15 protein-coding genes are annotated in these 15,802 nt (G+C 65.7%); 5 read left to right on the top strand and 10 right to left on the bottom strand.

Features of this window, described 5'->3' with window-relative positions; all coding sequences use genetic code 11:
- The first annotated feature begins 78 nt into the window (after window positions 1-78).
- Genes ACJ7Z0_RS26480 through ACJ7Z0_RS26470 form a run of 3 tightly spaced genes read left to right on the top strand, consistent with a single transcriptional unit; the run spans window position 79 to window position 2,758 of the window.
- Window positions 79-1,494 carry a polyhydroxyalkanoate depolymerase gene (locus tag ACJ7Z0_RS26480; protein WP_434792218.1) on the top strand — a complete coding sequence of 472 codons (1,416 nt, stop codon included), beginning with the start codon at window positions 79-81 and terminating at the stop codon, window positions 1,492-1,494.
- The gene (locus tag ACJ7Z0_RS26475; RefSeq protein ID WP_434792217.1) at window positions 1,491-2,123 is read left to right on the top strand and encodes an RnfABCDGE type electron transport complex subunit B; all 633 of its coding nucleotides are present in this window, start codon (window positions 1,491-1,493) and stop codon (window positions 2,121-2,123) included. The genes ACJ7Z0_RS26480 and ACJ7Z0_RS26475 overlap by 4 nt, the downstream gene beginning before the upstream one ends.
- Window positions 2,120-2,758, top strand: a complete 639-nt coding sequence (locus ACJ7Z0_RS26470; protein WP_431132069.1) for a LysE family translocator — start codon at window positions 2,120-2,122, stop codon at window positions 2,756-2,758. The genes ACJ7Z0_RS26475 and ACJ7Z0_RS26470 overlap by 4 nt, the downstream gene beginning before the upstream one ends.
- 12 nt (window positions 2,759-2,770) lie before the next feature.
- Here the strand turns inward: ACJ7Z0_RS26470 and yedA are convergent, their stop codons facing one another.
- Window positions 2,771-3,697: a drug/metabolite exporter YedA gene (yedA, locus tag ACJ7Z0_RS26465; protein ID WP_434792216.1), complete on the bottom strand. Its 927-nt coding sequence runs from the start codon at window positions 3,695-3,697 to the stop codon at window positions 2,771-2,773.
- Between the two features lie 114 nt (window positions 3,698-3,811).
- Here yedA and ACJ7Z0_RS26460 point away from each other — a divergent pair, with 114 nt between their 5' ends.
- Window positions 3,812-4,309, top strand: coding sequence for an Lrp/AsnC family transcriptional regulator (locus ACJ7Z0_RS26460; RefSeq protein ID WP_434792215.1), 498 nt, complete (start codon window positions 3,812-3,814; stop codon window positions 4,307-4,309).
- On the opposite strand, the gene ACJ7Z0_RS26455 is transcribed toward ACJ7Z0_RS26460, so the two are convergent.
- The 8 genes from ACJ7Z0_RS26455 to scpA all read right to left on the bottom strand — a co-directional run bounded on the left by ACJ7Z0_RS26455 (window position 4,299) and on the right by scpA (window position 13,858).
- Window positions 4,299-4,787 (bottom strand): VOC family protein, encoded by a 489-nt coding sequence (locus ACJ7Z0_RS26455; protein WP_434792214.1) that lies wholly within the window; start codon window positions 4,785-4,787, stop codon window positions 4,299-4,301. The genes ACJ7Z0_RS26460 and ACJ7Z0_RS26455 overlap by 11 nt on opposite strands.
- Complete coding sequence (gene bioB / locus ACJ7Z0_RS26450; protein WP_434792213.1) at window positions 4,784-5,809, bottom strand: biotin synthase BioB; 1,026 nt, start codon at window positions 5,807-5,809, stop codon at window positions 4,784-4,786. The genes ACJ7Z0_RS26455 and bioB overlap by 4 nt, the downstream gene beginning before the upstream one ends.
- Window positions 5,809-7,857 carry an acetyl-CoA carboxylase biotin carboxylase subunit gene (locus ACJ7Z0_RS26445; RefSeq protein WP_434792212.1) on the bottom strand — a complete coding sequence of 683 codons (2,049 nt, stop codon included), beginning with the start codon at window positions 7,855-7,857 and terminating at the stop codon, window positions 5,809-5,811. The genes bioB and ACJ7Z0_RS26445 overlap by 1 nt, the downstream gene beginning before the upstream one ends.
- 29 nt (window positions 7,858-7,886) lie before the next feature.
- The gene (locus tag ACJ7Z0_RS26440; protein WP_434792211.1) at window positions 7,887-8,450 is read right to left on the bottom strand and encodes a hypothetical protein; all 564 of its coding nucleotides are present in this window, start codon (window positions 8,448-8,450) and stop codon (window positions 7,887-7,889) included.
- A 128-nt stretch (window positions 8,451-8,578) separates the two neighbouring features.
- Complete coding sequence (locus ACJ7Z0_RS26435) at window positions 8,579-10,123, bottom strand: acyl-CoA carboxylase subunit beta (RefSeq protein ID WP_434792210.1); 1,545 nt, start codon at window positions 10,121-10,123, stop codon at window positions 8,579-8,581.
- Between the two features lie 41 nt (window positions 10,124-10,164).
- Entirely contained in the window at window positions 10,165-11,163 is a 999-nt protein-coding gene (gene meaB / locus ACJ7Z0_RS26430; RefSeq protein WP_434792736.1) for a methylmalonyl Co-A mutase-associated GTPase MeaB, read from the bottom strand.
- 44 nt (window positions 11,164-11,207) lie between these two features.
- Complete coding sequence (locus ACJ7Z0_RS26425; RefSeq protein ID WP_431132085.1) at window positions 11,208-11,681, bottom strand: GNAT family N-acetyltransferase; 474 nt, start codon at window positions 11,679-11,681, stop codon at window positions 11,208-11,210.
- Between the two features lie 14 nt (window positions 11,682-11,695).
- Window positions 11,696-13,858, bottom strand: a complete 2,163-nt coding sequence (scpA, locus tag ACJ7Z0_RS26420) for a methylmalonyl-CoA mutase (protein ID WP_434792209.1) — start codon at window positions 13,856-13,858, stop codon at window positions 11,696-11,698.
- Between the two features lie 128 nt (window positions 13,859-13,986).
- Between scpA and ACJ7Z0_RS26415 the strand changes: the two genes are divergently transcribed.
- Window positions 13,987-14,634, top strand: coding sequence for a GntR family transcriptional regulator (locus ACJ7Z0_RS26415; RefSeq protein ID WP_431132089.1), 648 nt, complete (start codon window positions 13,987-13,989; stop codon window positions 14,632-14,634).
- 315 nt (window positions 14,635-14,949) lie between these two features.
- Here the strand turns inward: ACJ7Z0_RS26415 and ACJ7Z0_RS26410 are convergent, their stop codons facing one another.
- Window positions 14,950-15,735: an IclR family transcriptional regulator gene (locus ACJ7Z0_RS26410; RefSeq protein WP_434792208.1), complete on the bottom strand. Its 786-nt coding sequence runs from the start codon at window positions 15,733-15,735 to the stop codon at window positions 14,950-14,952.
- Window positions 15,736-15,802 lie beyond the last annotated feature (67 nt).

Raw genomic sequence — 15,802 nt, 5'->3', positions numbered from 1 at the left:
TACGTAGGGGAAGGCCCCCTGCGCCAAGGCAATTGGCGCTGATATATTGCACCGCAACATTCCACTCCAAGATCAGCGATGCTCTATCAACTCTACGAAGCCCAGCGTTCCCTGATGGAACCGTTTTCGGACTTCGCGCAAGCGGCGTCCAAGCTGTTCGGCCAAGGTGCCGTCTGGGGACAAGCACCCATGGCCCAGCGCATGGCGGCGGGTTACGACCTGCTCTATCGGCTGGGCAAGGACTACGAGAAGCCCGAGTTCAACATCAAGTCCGTGAAGGTCGAGGGCGAAGATGTGGTCATCCAGGAGGCCGTCGAGCTCGACAAGCCTTTCTGCGAGCTGCGCCGCTTCAAGCGCTTCACCGACGAGCCGCACATCCTCAAGACGCTCAAGAGCCAGCCCGTGGTGCTGGTCGTGGCGCCGCTGTCGGGCCATTACGCCACGCTGCTGCGCGACACGGTGCGCACCATGCTGCAGGACCACAAGGTCTACATCACCGACTGGAAGAACGCGCGCCTCGTGCCGATGTCCGAAGGCGAGTTCCACCTCGACGACTACATCAACTACGTGCAGGAGTTCATCCGCCGCCTGCAGGCCGAGTACGGCAACTGCCACGTGGTGAGCGTGTGCCAGCCCACGGTCCCGGTGCTGGCGGCCGTGTCACTCATGGCAAGCCGCGGTGAGCAGCTGCCGCTCACCATGACGATGATGGGTGGCCCCATCGACGCGCGGCTGTCGCCCACCGCGGTGAACAACCTCGCGATGAACAAGAGTTTCGAGTGGTTCGAGAACAACGTGATCTACCGCGTGCCGCAAGGCTTTGCGGGTGAAGGCCGCCGCGTGTATCCGGGCTTCCTGCAGCACACGGGCTTCGTGGCCATGAACCCCGACCGCCACGCCAGCAGCCACTACGACTACTTCAAGGACCTGATCAAGGGCGACGACGCCAGCGCCGAGGCCCATCGCAAGTTCTACGACGAGTACAACGCCGTGCTCGACATGGACGCCGACTACTACCTGGACACGATTCGCGTGGTGTTCCAGGACTTCGAACTCGTGAACGGCACCTGGGACGTCAAGAACCCCAAAGGCCAGATCGAGCGCGTGCGCCCGCAAGACATCCACTCCACGGCCCTGCTCACCGTCGAGGGCGAGCTCGACGACATTTCGGGTTCGGGTCAGACCGAGGCCGCGCACAGCCTGTGCACCGGCATCGAAGACTCGCAGCGCGAACACTTCGAAGTCAAGGGCGCGGGCCACTACGGCATCTTCAGCGGCCGCCGCTGGCGCGACCTGGTCTACCCCAAGATGCAGAAGTTCATCGCCGCTCACGACCAGCCCCAGCGGCGCAGCGGTACGCCCGATAGCCTGCCGGCCGAAGATCGGATCAAGCCGGGCCGGAGCACGCCAGCCGTTGCAGCCAGGAAGAATGTCGCAGCCAAGAAAGCGGTGGCGGTCGCCGCCGTGAAGAAGCCCGCGGCACGAAGGAAGTGATCGGGCTGGCCGCACGCATCCACGATGCACTGCCGCAAACGCAGTGCACGCGCTGCGGCTACCCCGACTGCGCCGGCTACGCCCAGGCGGTGGCTGACGGCGAGGCCAAGCTCAACCAATGCCCTCCCGGCGGTGCGGAAGGCATCGCCAAACTGGCACGGCTCACGGGCCGCGAGCCACTGCCGCTCGATCCGCAGTTCGGCACCGAAGGCCCACGCGCCATGGCGGTCATCGACGAAGCCTGGTGCATCGGCTGCACGCTCTGCCTCGACGCCTGCCCGACCGATGCCATCGTCGGCATCAACAAGCGCATGCACACCGTGATCGAAGCGCACTGCACGGGCTGCGAGCTTTGCATTCCGGTCTGCCCCGTCGACTGCATCTCGCTCGAGGTCGAGACACCGGGCCGCACCGGTTGGCAAGCGTGGTCGCAAGCCCAGGCCGACGCCGCGTTGCAGCGCTACAAGTTGCATGGCGAGCATCGCCGTGCCGACAAGCCGCAAGGCAATGAATCGGCTCCGGCCGCTGAACCGCAAGCCGCCGACACGCGCAAGCGATCCATCGTCGAAGCTGCATTGGCGCGTGCCCGCGCCGCCTCCCAACAACGTCCACCCGCCGCCAAGCCATGACACTCGACACGCTGCTGATCTACGCCGTCGCCTCGCTCGCGTTGGCGGTGATCCCTGGGCCTACGATGCTGCTGGCGCTATCCAACGGCATCGACGGCGGCATGCGCCGTGCGAGTTGGGGCATTGCCGGCGCATCGCTCGGCAGCGTCACGCTGATCGCGGTGGTCGCGCTCGGCCTTGGCTCGCTGCTCGCCGCATCGGAGCTTCTCTTCAATGCGATCCGCGTGGCGGGTGTCGCCTACTTGGTCTGGCTCGGCATCAAGCTGTGGCGCAGCGAGGCGACCGATCTCGGCACGGCGCTGGCCAAGTCGGCCATCGAGGTTCGCCCGCACGGCCGCGTTGCGCTCATGCGCAGCCTGCTCGTGGCGCTGTCCAACCCCAAGACGGTGCTGTTCTTTGCGGCTTTCCTGCCGCAGTTCATCGACATTGCCAAGCCGCAGGGTGCGCAATACTTGTTGCTGGGCGCGATCTTCGTGGTGCTCGACACCTTCGTGATGCTCGCCTATGCGGCCGCCGGAACGCAGGCCGTGCGCTTGCTGTCGCGCCGCGGCCTCAAGGTGCTGAACCGCAGCTGCGCGGCGGGCATGTGGCTGCTGGCGGCCACGCTTGCCTTCTGGCGCCGACCGGGCACCTGAACGGCGCGGCACTCAGCCCTTCTGCATCTTCTGCGGGCGCTTGAAGAGCAACAGCAGCACACCGGCCAGCACGACGGCCACCGCGTACCACTCGAAGCGCGTCACGGTCTCGTTGGCAATCCACACGCCCAGCAGCATCGCGATCACCGGATTGACGAAGGTGTAGCTTGCGGCCAGCGCGGCCGGCGCCTTGGCGAGCAGCACCATGTAGGCATTGAACGCGATCAGCGAGCCGAACACCACGAGGTACAGCCAGGCCGCGACCGCCTCGGGCTGCGGCGGCCACGCCAGCTCTTCACCGGAGATGGCGGAGAGCACCAGCAGCACCACGCCGCCGCAGATCATCTCGCTCGCAAAACCCATGGCGCCGGGCGCGAGCGGGAGGCTGCGCTGGCTCAGCACGCTGCCCATCGACCAGCAGACGCAGGCGATCGAAATGGCGACAAGGCCCGCGGGCGAGGACTGGAAGCCGCTGCCCTGCGTCAGCATCAGCACGCCGACGAGCCCGAGCGCAATGCCAGCTGCCTCCAGCCGCGTCGGCTTCACGCCCCAGACCAGGTTCAGCAACGCGATCAGCAGCGGCACCACCGCGATGAACGCCACCACCAGCCCCGAACCGATCGACACTTCGGCATGGGCCGTGCCGCCCATGCCGCCGCCCAGCATCAACGCGCCGACCACGAGCGCATTGCGCCATTGCAAGCGCGAGGGCCAGGCCGCGCCGCGCCAGCGCATCCAGGCGGCCAACAGCACGCCCGCGAACAGGAAGCGCGAACCCATTTGAAGAAAGGGCGCGAAACTGATCAGCGCGTACTTGATCGCAAGATAGGTCGAGCCCCAGACCACCCAGGTGGCGGCCAGGCAGAGCCAGAGAATCGGCGGGAGCGCGCTGCGCGAGGATCCGGGCGCGGCTTGGGCGGGGGATGCAAGAGTAGGCATGCGAAGTCGTCTTGTTGGTATTGGAACGCCTTCGATGGTATGAAAGCGACCCCTCCGCGGCCATGCACAATTCATGGTTCCAACTGTCTTGCACCGTCGATTTAAAGGAGTTGCATGGACTTCCCCTTGAACCCCGCGCTGGATGCCCACGACACCCGCATCCTGGCCGAACTGCAGGGCGATGCACGGCTCTCCATGGCCGAGCTCGGCCGCCGCGTGCACCTGAGCCAGCCGGCCGTGACCGAGCGCGTAAAAAAACTGGAGGCTGCAGGCGTGATCAGCGGCTACCGCGCCACGGTCAATCTCGGCAAGCTGGGCTATGGCATCCGCGCCATCATCCGTGTCGGCCGCGCCGACTATGCACGCGTGGTCGAGCTGGTTCAGCAGACGCCCGAATGCGTCAATGCCTACAACGTGACCGGCGACGACAGCTGGATCCTGGAGATCGCCGTCATCGACGTGAGCCATCTCGATGCGGTGGTCACCAAGTTCTGCATCCTCACCGAGACCGCGACCTCGATCATCCTGAACCCGGCGCGCGAGCACCAGCCGATGCTGCCGCCTCAGCGTTCCGACGTGAAGCCGCCCATCAAGAAGGTGCTCAACGCGTAGCGGCGAGCGCGTTGAAGGCGGTCACCACCTCGGGCGGCGCCTGGACCATCTCGATCAGCACGCCCTCGCCCGCGATCGGAAATTCGTCATTCGCCTTCGGATGCAGAAAGCAGATGTCGAAGCCGGCCGCGCCCTTGCGGATGCCTCCGGGCGCAAAGCGCACGCCTTGCGCCGTGAGCCACTCGACGGCCTTGGGCAAGTCGTCGATCCACAGGCCCACGTGGTTGAGCGGCGTGGTGTGGACTGCGGGTTTCTTTTCCGGGTCGAGCGGCTGCATCAGGTCGACCTCGACCTTGAATGGCCCGCTGCCTATCGCACAGATGTCTTCGTCGACGTTCTCGCGTTCGCTCTTGAAGGTGCCCGTGACCTCGAGCCCCAGCATGTCGACCCAGAGCTTCTGCAGCCGCAGCTTGTCGGGTCCGCCGATGGCGATCTGCTGGATGCCCAGCACCTTGAAAGGACGTGCCGTTCCGGTCACGCGCCATGCTCCTCGGCTTCGGTCGTGCGGCGCGCCTGCAGGCCGAGCTTGCGCAGCAACTGCACGTCGGCTTCCACATCGGGGTTGCCGGTGACCAGCAGCTTGTCGCCGTAGAAGATCGAGTTGGCGCCGGCCATGAAGCACAGCGCCTGCACCGCATCGCCCATCTGCTGGCGCCCGGCCGACAACCGCACGCGCGCCGTCGGCATCGTGATGCGAGCAACGGCGATCATGCGCACGAAGTCGAAAGGATCGACCGGTTCCGAATCGGCCAGCGGCGTGCCGGGCACGCGCACCAGGCTGTTGATCGGCACCGACTCCGGATAGGGATCGAGGTTGGCCAGTTGCGCGATCAACCCGGCGCGATGCACCGGCTGCTCGCCCATGCCGACGATGCCGCCGCAGCACACGCTGATGCCGGCGCTGCGCACATGGGCCAGCGTGTCGAGCCGGTCCTGGTAGGTGCGCGTGTCGACGATGTCGGTGTAGTACTCGGGGGCGGTGTCGAGGTTGTGGTTGTAATAGTCGAGGCCCGCGGCCTTGAGCTGGTGCGCATGGTGCGGCTCCAGCATGCCGAGCGTGGCACAGGTCTGCAGGCCGAGGCCCTTCACCGCCTCGACCAGCACCGCGACCTTCTCCACGTCGCGGTCCTTCGGCGCACGCCATGCGGCGCCCATGCAGAAGCGCGTGGCGCCCGCGTCCTTGGCGGCTTGCGCGGCGCGCACCACCTCGTCGACTTCCATGAGCTTCTGCGCCTTCACGCCGGTGTCGAACTCGGCCGACTGCGGGCAATAGCCGCAATTCTCGGGACAGCCGCCGGTCTTGACCGACAGCAAGGTCGCCAGTTCGATGTCGCCTTCGGGAAAGTGCCGGCGATGCACCGTCTGCGCCTCGAACAGCAGTTCCATCAGCGGCTTGTCGAGCAGCGCCTGGATCGCCTCGATCGACCAGGGGCCTTGCGGCGCAGGGACTTTCGAAGGCTTGTGCAGCGTGATCGGCTGTTGCAGGTCGTTGGCACCCATCAATTGAACTCCAGAATGATTTGATCGACCGCGAGCGACTCGCCCTTGTTGGCCGAAACCTTGCCCACCACGCCGTCTTGCGTGGCGAACAGCACGTTTTCCATTTTCATGGCCTCGATCACGGCCAGCTTCTCGCCGGCGCGCACCTGCTGGCCCGGCTGCACCGACACCTCGACAAGCAAGCCCGGCATCGGCGACATCAGGAACTTGCTGAGGTCGGGCGGCGCCTTGTAGGGCATCAGCTCGAGCAGCCGCGCGCCGAGCGGCGACAGTACCATGGCCTCGATCTGGGTGCCGTCGTGCGACACGCGCAGCGCCAGCGGATTCTTGCCCGCGCCGCGCTCCACCTGCGCGGTAAAGGGCCGGTCGTTGACCATGCCTTGCACGCGAACGGCGCCGAGCGCAAAGCCGCTGTCGATCTTGTAGCTCTTGCCGCCCACGGCCACGGCGCTGGCGCCGGTCTTGCCGTGGAAGTCACTCACCGACACCGGGTGGTGCACGTGTTTGCCTTCCGCGCCCAGCTCCACCACCACGAACCGCTCGCCCACCTTCACGCCATGGCCTTCGAGCTGCCCGCTGATGCCCGAGGCACGCGCGCGGTAGCGGCGGTGCACATAGGCCGCGAGCGCGACGAGGAACGACGGATCGGCGTGCGGCACGTCTTCTGCGTGAAAGCCCTTGCCGTAGTGCTCGGCGATGAAGCCGGTGTTGAAGTCGCCCGCCACGAACTTCGGGTGCGCGAGCAGCGCCGCCTGGAACGGAATGTTGCTGCTGATGCCGCGGATCACGAAGCCATTGAGCGCCTCGCGCATCCGCGCGATCGCATGCTGCCGATCCTTGCCGTGCACGATGAGCTTGGCGATCATCGAGTCGTAGTACATCGGGATCTCGCCGCCGTCGTAAACGCCGGTGTCCACGCGCACGCCGTTCAAGTGCCCGGTGTCGCTGGCAAACATGGTTTCGGCCGGCGGCTGGAACTTCACCAGCCGGCCCGTCGAAGGCAGGAAATTGCGGAATGGATCTTCGGCATTGATGCGGCACTCGATGGCCCAACCGTTGCGCTTGACCTCGGCCTGCGTGAGCGGCAGCTCTTCGCCGGCCGCCACGCGGATCATCAGCTCGACCAGGTCGAGCCCCGTGATGCATTCGGTGACCGGATGCTCCACCTGCAGCCGCGTGTTCATCTCCAGGAAATAAAAGCTCTGGTCCTTGCCGACCACGAACTCCACCGTGCCGGCGCTCTGGTACTTCACGGCCTTGGCCAGCTGCACCGCCTGCTCGCCCATTGCCTTGCGCGTCGCGTCAGAGATGAAGGGCGACGGCGCCTCCTCGATCACCTTCTGGTGGCGGCGCTGGATCGAGCATTCGCGCTCGTTCAGGTAGATGACGTTGCCATGCGAATCGCCCAGCACCTGGATCTCGATGTGGCGCGGCTCCTCGACGAACTTCTCGATGAACACGCGGTCGTCGCCGAAGCTGCTCAGCGCCTCGTTGCGGCACGAGGTGAAGCCCTCGAAGGCCTCCTTGTCGTTGAACGCCACGCGCAGGCCCTTGCCGCCACCGCCGGCCGAGGCTTTGATCATCACGGGGTAGCCGATGTCCTTGGCGATCTCGACCGCGCGCTCGGCCGTTTCGATGGCGTCGTTCCAGCCAGGAATGGTGTTGACCTTGGCTTCGTTCGCGAGCTTTTTCGAGGCGATCTTGTCGCCCATCGCCGCGATCGAGTAGTGCTTGGGCCCGATGAAGGCAATGCCTTCTTCCTCGACCTTGCGCGCAAAGGCTTCGTTCTCCGACAGGAAACCGTAGCCCGGATGCACGGCCTCGGCGCGGGTCTGCTTGCAGGCCGCAATGATGCGGTCGGCTTGCAGGTAGCTCTCGCGGCTGGGCGCAGCGCCGATGTGCACGGCCTCGTCGGCCAGCTCGACGTGGCGGGCTTCCTTGTCCGCGTCGGAATAGACGGCGACGGTGAGGATGCCCATCTTCTTGGCCGTCTGTATCACGCGGCAGGCGATTTCACCGCGGTTGGCGATCAGTATTTTCTTGAACATGCTGAATCCGTTTTATTTTGCTGACCGCCTCAGCGGTTGATGAACATCGAGTACGCCGGCTTTGCTTGCGACCGATCGACGAACACATATGCGATGCCGTCGGAACAGAAGTTCGCCACCTCGACACACTCGCCACCTGGGAGCTCGAGCCAGTTGTCGATCTGCAGGAACAAGCGTCCCGCCGGCATCAGCTGTGCGCCGTTGGCCGTCCAGTACGGCACGCCGCCGCTCTTGGTACACCACGGGCTCGCCCAATCGTGGGGATGTTTGACTTCGTCCGGCAGATCGAAGTGGGCCTGATAGTCATAGAACGCGTCCTCCAATTCGGCGGGGGCGCCATCGTCATCTGCGTGCCATCCGGTGATGGCGATCTCGCGCAGAAGTGCAGGCGATCCGTCGGCGGGGTCCGAAGGCCGCGGCGTCGGCCCGGCGCCCAGAGCGGTGCGCTGCACGACGAATGCAGCGTTCGCACCGGCGCCATGCTCCCAGAAGCTGCAGATGCTGTCCCACTCGCACTTGAACAGGAACAGCACCTCGTCGCTCGCAAGCGGCAATGCGTCGCCGTCGGCCGGCAATTGCGCAAGATGGCTCATGGCCCGGTTGCATTCAGCGCAAACCGGCCAGAGACGCGGAGGGAGGCCCCAGGGCAGGCCGCCGAGCTTGGGAACAAGTCCGGGTTCCGCTCCCTCACGGAACTGGGGGTAGTGGCTGCGCATACGAATCAGAGCGGAATGTTGCCGTGCTTGCGCCACGGGTTCTCGAGCTTCTTCTCGCGCAGCATCACCAGTGAGCGGCAGATGCGCTTGCGCGTCTCGTGCGGCAGGATCACGTCGTCGATGTAGCCGCGCGCGCCCGCCACGTAGGGGTTGGCAAAGCGCGCCTTGTACTCGGCCTCGCGGGCTGCGAGCTTCTCGGGGTCGTTCTTGTCCTCGCGGAAGATGATTTCCACCGCGCCCTTCGCGCCCATCACCGCGATCTCGGCGCGCGGCCAGGCCAGGTTGACGTCGCCGCGCAGATGCTTGGAGGCCATCACGTCGTACGCACCGCCATAGGCCTTGCGCGTGATGACGGTGATCTTCGGCACCGTGCATTCCGCATACGCATAGAGCAGCTTGGCGCCGTGCTTGATGATGCCGCCGTACTCCTGGCCGGTGCCGGGCATGAAGCCGGGCACGTCGACGAAGGTGACTACGGGAATATTGAAGGCATCGCAGAAACGCACGAAGCGCGCGGCCTTGATGCTGCTCTTGATGTCCAGGCAGCCTGCGAGCACCAGCGGCTGGTTGGCCACGATGCCGATGGTCTGGCCTTCCATGCGCGCAAAGCCGATCACGATGTTCTTCGCGTAGTCGGGCTGCAGCTCGAAGAAGTCGCCGTCGTCCGCCACCTTGAGGATCAGCTCCTTGATGTCGTAGGGCTTGTTCGGGTTGTCGGGCACCAGGGTGTCGAGCGAATAGTCGGGCCGGTCGGCCGGGTCGCCCTGGCCGTTGTTGCCCAGGCGCACCGGCGGCTTCTCGCGGTTGCTGAGCGGCAGGTAGTTGTACAGGCGGCGCAGCATCATCAGCGCCTCGACGTCGTTCTCGAACGCCATGTCGGCCACGCCGCTGCGCGTGGTGTGGGTGATGGCACCTCCGAGTTCTTCGGCCGTCACGCTCTCGTGCGTCACGGTCTTCACAACCTCGGGGCCGGTGACGAACATGTAGCTCGAATCCTTCACCATGAAGATGAAGTCGGTCATGGCGGGCGAATACACCGCGCCGCCCGCGCAGGGGCCCATGATCATGCTGATCTGCGGCACCACGCCCGAAGCCATCACGTTGCGCTGGAACACGTCGGCATAGCCGCCGAGCGAGGCCACGCCTTCCTGGATGCGCGCGCCGCCCGAATCGTTGAGGCCGATGACCGGTGCGCCGACCTTCATGGCCTGGTCCATGACCTTGCAGATTTTCTCGGCATGCGCTTCGCTGAGCGCACCGCCGAAGACGGTGAAGTCCTGGCTGAACACGAACACCAGGCGGCCATTGATCATGCCGTAGCCGGTGACCACGCCGTCGCCCGGGATCTTCTGCTCGGCCATGCCGAAATCGACCGAGCGGTGCTCGACGAACATGTCCCACTCTTCAAAGGTGTTGTCGTCCAGCAGCAGCTCGATGCGCTCGCGCGCCGTGAGCTTGCCTTTGGCGTGCTGCGCATCGATGCGCTTCTGTCCGCCGCCGAGGCGCGCCTGGGCGCGGCGCTTTTCGAGTTGTTCGATCAGTTCTTGCATGGTGTGCTTCCGAAGCTGGTGGTCCTGAATTTTGTTGGCCGTCATGGCCTGGCGGTGATGGCGGCGGCCGCGAGCAGCTGGCGTGCCGCCGTCGATGCGGGCAGCGCGCCCTCCGCCACTTGCTGGGTGAGTTGCGGGAGCAGTTCGCGCACCTGCGCATGCTGCCTGAAGGCCTGCTTGAGCCCGGCGTCGATGCGTTCCCACATCCACGCGGTGGCCTGCTTTTCGCGCCGCTTGGCGAGCTTGCCATTGGCGGTCTGCAAGGCCTTGAACTGCAGCACCGCTTCCCAGAAGGCATCGACGCCCGTACCGGCCAGCGCACTCAGCTGGAGCACCCTGGGCAGCCAGAAACGGATCTCCGCGCCGCTGTGTGCGTCATGCACCGCATGCGCATGGTCCGGGTTGCCCTGGTGGCCGAAGAGGCGCAGGGCAGAGGTGATCTGCGCCTGCGCGCGCGTGGCGGCATCCTTGTCGATGTCGGCCTTGTTGATGACGACGAGGTCGGCCAGCTCCATCACGCCCTTCTTGATGGCCTGCAGGTCGTCGCCCGCATTGGGCAGCTGCATCAGCACGAACATGTCGGTCATGCCGGCCACGGCGGTTTCGCTCTGGCCCACGCCCACGGTCTCGACGATCACGATGTCGTAGCCGGCGGCCTCGCACACCAGCATGGCTTCACGCGTTTTTTCAGCCACGCCGCCGAGCGTGCCGCTCGACGGGCTGGGCCGGATGTAGGCGCGCTCGTGCACCGAGAGCCGCTCCATGCGCGTCTTGTCGCCCAGGATGGAGCCGCCCGAGACGGTGGACGAGGGATCGATGGTGAGCACCGCCACGCGGTGGCCCTTGCCGATCAGCAGCAGGCCCAACGTTTCGATGAAGGTCGATTTGCCGACGCCCGGCACCCCCGAGATACCCAGGCGAAACGAGTTGCCGGTGCGCGGCAGCAGCGCGGTGAGCAGTTCGTCGGCCTGAACGCGATGGTCGGCGCGGGTGGATTCGAGCAGCGTGATGGCCTTGGCGATGGCGCGGCGCTGCACCATACCGTCCGGCTGGGTGATGGCGCGCTCGAGTGCTTCGGCCGACTTCAGCACGCGCCCTCCGAGGCCACGCGCCAGCGGTAGTGCAGGTCGACGCCCTCCTCGCCTTCGAGCACGAAACCATGCCGCAGATAGAAGCGGTTGGCATCGCTCTGCACGAGCGCGGTGAGCTTGATGTCCAGCCGCTCTTCGCGCGCCTGTGACTTGGCCCACTCCAGCACCCATTCGCCGATGCCCAGGCCCTGGAAGCCGGTGCGCAGGTAGAGATGGTCGAGCCGCAGCGCCTCGGTGCCCTCGGGCTTGAGGGTGACGAACCCGATGCGCCCGGCGCCGTCGAGCACGATGTGATGCATGAAGGGCACGACAAAACCGGCCTGGAGCCGCTCGCGCGAACGCGCGGGGTCGAAGCGCCCGACACGCTCCAGGCTCGGGCGCATCGCATCGACGCGCAAGGCGAGCATGGCCTCGAAATCGCTGGAATCCACCGGCTGCAGAGACAGCCGCGACAAGAGATCGCCCACGTCTAGCGTCCCGATCAGGCCGAGACCGCCGCGCGAATCTGTTCCAGCACGTCCTTGGCGCTGGCGGGGATCGGCGTGCCCGGGCCATAGATGCCCTTGACGCCGGCCTCGTAGAGAAAGTCGTAGTCCTGCCGCGGAATCACGCCGCCAACGAACACGATGATGTCGTCCGCGCCCTGCTTCTTGAGCTCGTTGATGATGGCCGGCACAAGCGTCTTGTGGCCGGCCGCGAGGGTGCTCACGCCCACGGCATGCACGTCGTTCTCGATGGCCTGCCGCGCACATTCTTCGGGTGTCTGAAACAACGGCCCCATGTCCACGTCGAAGCCCAGATCGGCGAACGCGGTAGCCACCACCTTGGCACCACGGTCGTGCCCGTCCTGCCCCAGCTTGGAGATCATCACGCGCGGACGGCGGCCCTGCGCTTCGGCGAAGGCGTTGATTTCGGTCTTGAGGGCTTCCCAGCCTTCGGCCGAGTCATAGGCAGCAGCGTACACACCGGTCACCTTTTGCGTGTCGGCCCGATGGCGGCCGAATGATTTTTCGAGCGCGTCCGAAATCTCGCCCACCGTGGCGCGCAGGCGCACCGCGTCGACGCTGAGCGCGAGCAGGTTGCCGGTTCCGTTCTCGGCGGCTTCGGTCAGCGCGTCGAGCGCGGCCTGCACCTTGGCCGTGTCGCGCGAGGCGCGGATCTTCTGCAGCCGCGCCACCTGCTGGTCGCGCACCATCACGTTGTCGATGGAGAGGCTGTCGATCGCGTCCTCGTTCTTGAGCTTGTACTTGTTGACGCCCACGATCACGTCCTTGCCCGAGTCGATGCGCGCCTGCTTCTCGGCGGCGGCCGCTTCGATCTTGAGCTTGGCCCAGCCGCTGTCGACCGCCTTGGTCATGCCGCCCATCGCCTCGACCTCTTCGATGATGGCCCAGGCCGCATCGGCCATGTCCTGCGTGAGCTTCTCCATCATGTAGCTGCCGGCCCATGGGTCGACCACATTGGTGATGTGCGTCTCTTCCTGGATGATGAGTTGCGTGTTGCGCGCGATGCGCGAGCTGAACTCGGTGGGCAGCGCAATGGCTTCGTCGAGCGCGTTGGTGTGCAGGCTCTGCGTGCCGCCGAACACCGCGGCCATGGCCTCGATGGTGGTGCGCACGATGTTGTTGTACGGGTCTTGTTCGGTGAGCGACCAGCCCGAGGTCTGGCAGTGTGTGCGCAGCATCAGGCTCTTGGGGTTCTTGGGGTTGAACTCCTTCATGATGCGGCACCACAGGAGGCGCGCGGCACGCATCTTGGCCACCTCGAGATAGAAGTTCATGCCGATGGCCCAGAAGAAGGAGAGGCGCCCGGCAAAGCCGTCCACGTCCAGGCCCTTGGCCAGCGCGGTCTTCACATATTCCTTGCCGTCGGCCAGCGTGAAGGCCAGCTCCAGCGCTTGGTTGGCGCCGGCTTCCTGCATGTGGTAGCCGCTGATCGAGATCGAGTTGAACTTGGGCATGTGCTGCGCCGTGTACTCGATGATGTCGCCGATGATCCGCATGCTCGGCGCGGGCGGAAAGATGTAAGTGTTGCGGACCATGAACTCCTTGAGGATGTCGTTCTGGATGGTTCCGCTCAGCTGGTCTTGCGCCACGCCCTGCTCTTCGGCCGCGACCACGTAGCCCGCCAGCACCGGCAGCACGGCGCCGTTCATCGTCATGGACACGCTCACCTTGTCGAGCGGGATCTGGTCGAACAGGATCTTCATGTCCTCGACCGAATCGATGGCCACGCCGGCCTTGCCGACGTCGCCGGTCACGCGCGGATGGTCGCTGTCGTAGCCGCGGTGGGTGGCCAGGTCGAAGGCCACGCTCACACCCTGCCCGCCCGCGGCCAGTGCCTTGCGGTAGAACGCGTTCGATTCCTCGGCGGTCGAAAAGCCGGCGTACTGCCGGATGGTCCACGGCCGCACCGCGTACATGGTGGCCTGCGGCCCGCGCAGGTAGGGCTCGAAACCGGGGAGCGTGTCGGTGTACTTCAGGCCCTGCAGATCGGCCGCGGTATAAAGCGGCTTCACGCTGATGCCGTCCGGTGTGAGCCAGTTGAGCGCACTCAGGTCACCGCCCGGCGCCGACTTGGCGGCGGCCTTGGCCCAGTCGTCGAGGTTGGCAGGCTTGAAGGTGGGTTCGGGTGTGCTGCTCATGAGGGGCCGTTTTGCAGTGTCTTGCAGGGTAGTCGCAAATTCGCCTGCAAGGGATTTGCAAGCCGCAGCGAGTCTAACCGATCCATAATTATTAATTCAAACGCAATTTTTGCGGTACAGTCCGCCCCATGTCCGCCCTCACCCTCACCCCGCGCGCCCTCTATGAAGAGGTGGCCGAGCTGCTGCGCCAGCGGATCTTCCGCCGCGAGCTCGAGCCGGGCAGCTGGATCGACGAACTCAAGCTGGCCGAGGAATACGGCATCAGCCGCACGCCGCTGCGCGAAGCCCTGAAGGTGCTCGCGGCCGAAGGCCTGGTGACGATGAAGGTGCGGCGCGGCGCCTATGTGACCGAAGTATCGGAACAGGACCTGGCGGACGTCTACCACCTGCTCTCGCTGCTGGAGAGCGACGCGGCCGGCGTGGTGGCCGAGCGCGCCACCGACGCCCAGCGCGCCGAGCTGAAGGCGCTGCATGCCGAACTGGAGGCCGCCGGCGCACCGGGCAAGGAAAACCGGGAGCACTTCTTTGCGCTGAACGAGCGCTTCCACATGCGCCTTCTGGCCATTGCCAACAACAAGTGGCGCGACCAGATGGTGGCGGACCTGCGCAAGGTGATGAAGCTCAACCGCCACAACTCGCTGCTCAAGGAGGGGCGCATTGCTGAATCGCTGGCGGAGCACCGGTCGATGATGGCGGCGATCGAGGCACGCGACGCCACCGCGGCCATGGCTCGCATGCGCGAGCATTTCAGGAATGGCCTGGAAGCCGCGGTATAGGCTCGCCCCCAGTCTTCGCGCACTTCGTGTCGCTACGCCAACCCCCTACCGGGGGCAACACCAGAGGCCCGGCAAAGCCGGTTCCTCGGTGGCACTAGGCTCGCCCCCAGTCTTCGCGCACTTCGTGTCGCTACGCCAACCCCCTACCGGGGGCAACACCAGAGGCCCGGCAAAGCCGGTTCCTCGGTGGCACTAGGCTCGCCCCCAGTCTTCGCGCACTTCGTGTCGCTACGCCAACCCCCTACCGGGGGCAACACCAGAGGCCCGGCAAAGCCGGTTCCTCGGTGTTCCACGAAGGGCCACGCTGCCGGGTCGCTAATCGGGATTTGCGGTTCCGGCTTCGGCCGAGATGCGCCGGGCCACTTCGAGCAGGCGCGGCGCGACCTGCGTGAGCATCATTTCCTTGGGCAGCAGGTACGCGGGGCCGCCGCAGCTCACGCCGTAGTGCTCGCCATGAGGGCCTTTCAGCGCGAAGCCGAGCGCGTGGATGTGCGGATGCCATTCGCCGAACGAGCTGCAATAGCCCAGGCGGGTGTATTCGTCGATTCCGGCCATCAGGCGCGGCTCGATGGAAGGCCAGTTTTCGCCGCTTTCTTCCCGGATCCGCTCCAGCAGCGCGGTCTGCTCGGCGGCCGGCAGGGCCGCAAGACAAGCCCGGCCGGCGGCCGAGGTGACGACGGTCAAGCGCGTGCCGATCTCCAGGCGCGAGCTGATCAGCGCCGAGCGCGGACGCAGCGAATCGATGACCAGCATGTCGAGCTCGTCGCGCACCGCGACATGGACGCTGGCGCCCGCGAATTCCGACAACTCCGCCAGGTGGGGCCTCGCCACCGCCCGAAGGTCGAACTGGCGAAGATAACGGCTGCTCATGTCGAGCAGCGCCGGGCCCAGGCTGAAGCGCTCGCTGTCCGGCGCCTGCCGCAGATACCCCGCGCTCACCAGCGTGGCGGTCAGGCGCGATACCGTCGCCTTGGGGATGCCGGTGGTGTCCGCCAGTTCGCGGTTGCTCACCGGAGCCGCCGCCATGCCGATGACCTTGAGCAGGGCCAGCCCGCGGCCGAGCGCAGTGACTTCTTCCTTGCCCCCAACCGTTTCAGTCATGAATCGAAACCTCTACTTATTAGTGTTTCTTGATTCTTCAGCAGAAAAATTGAAAAGTTGCAGCCCC

The organism is Variovorax palleresanus (assembly GCF_051144945.1).
GTDB classification, from domain to species: Bacteria; Pseudomonadota; Gammaproteobacteria; order Burkholderiales; family Burkholderiaceae_C; genus Variovorax; species Variovorax paradoxus_S.
This window is presented reverse-complemented; position numbering and strand designations above follow the sequence as displayed.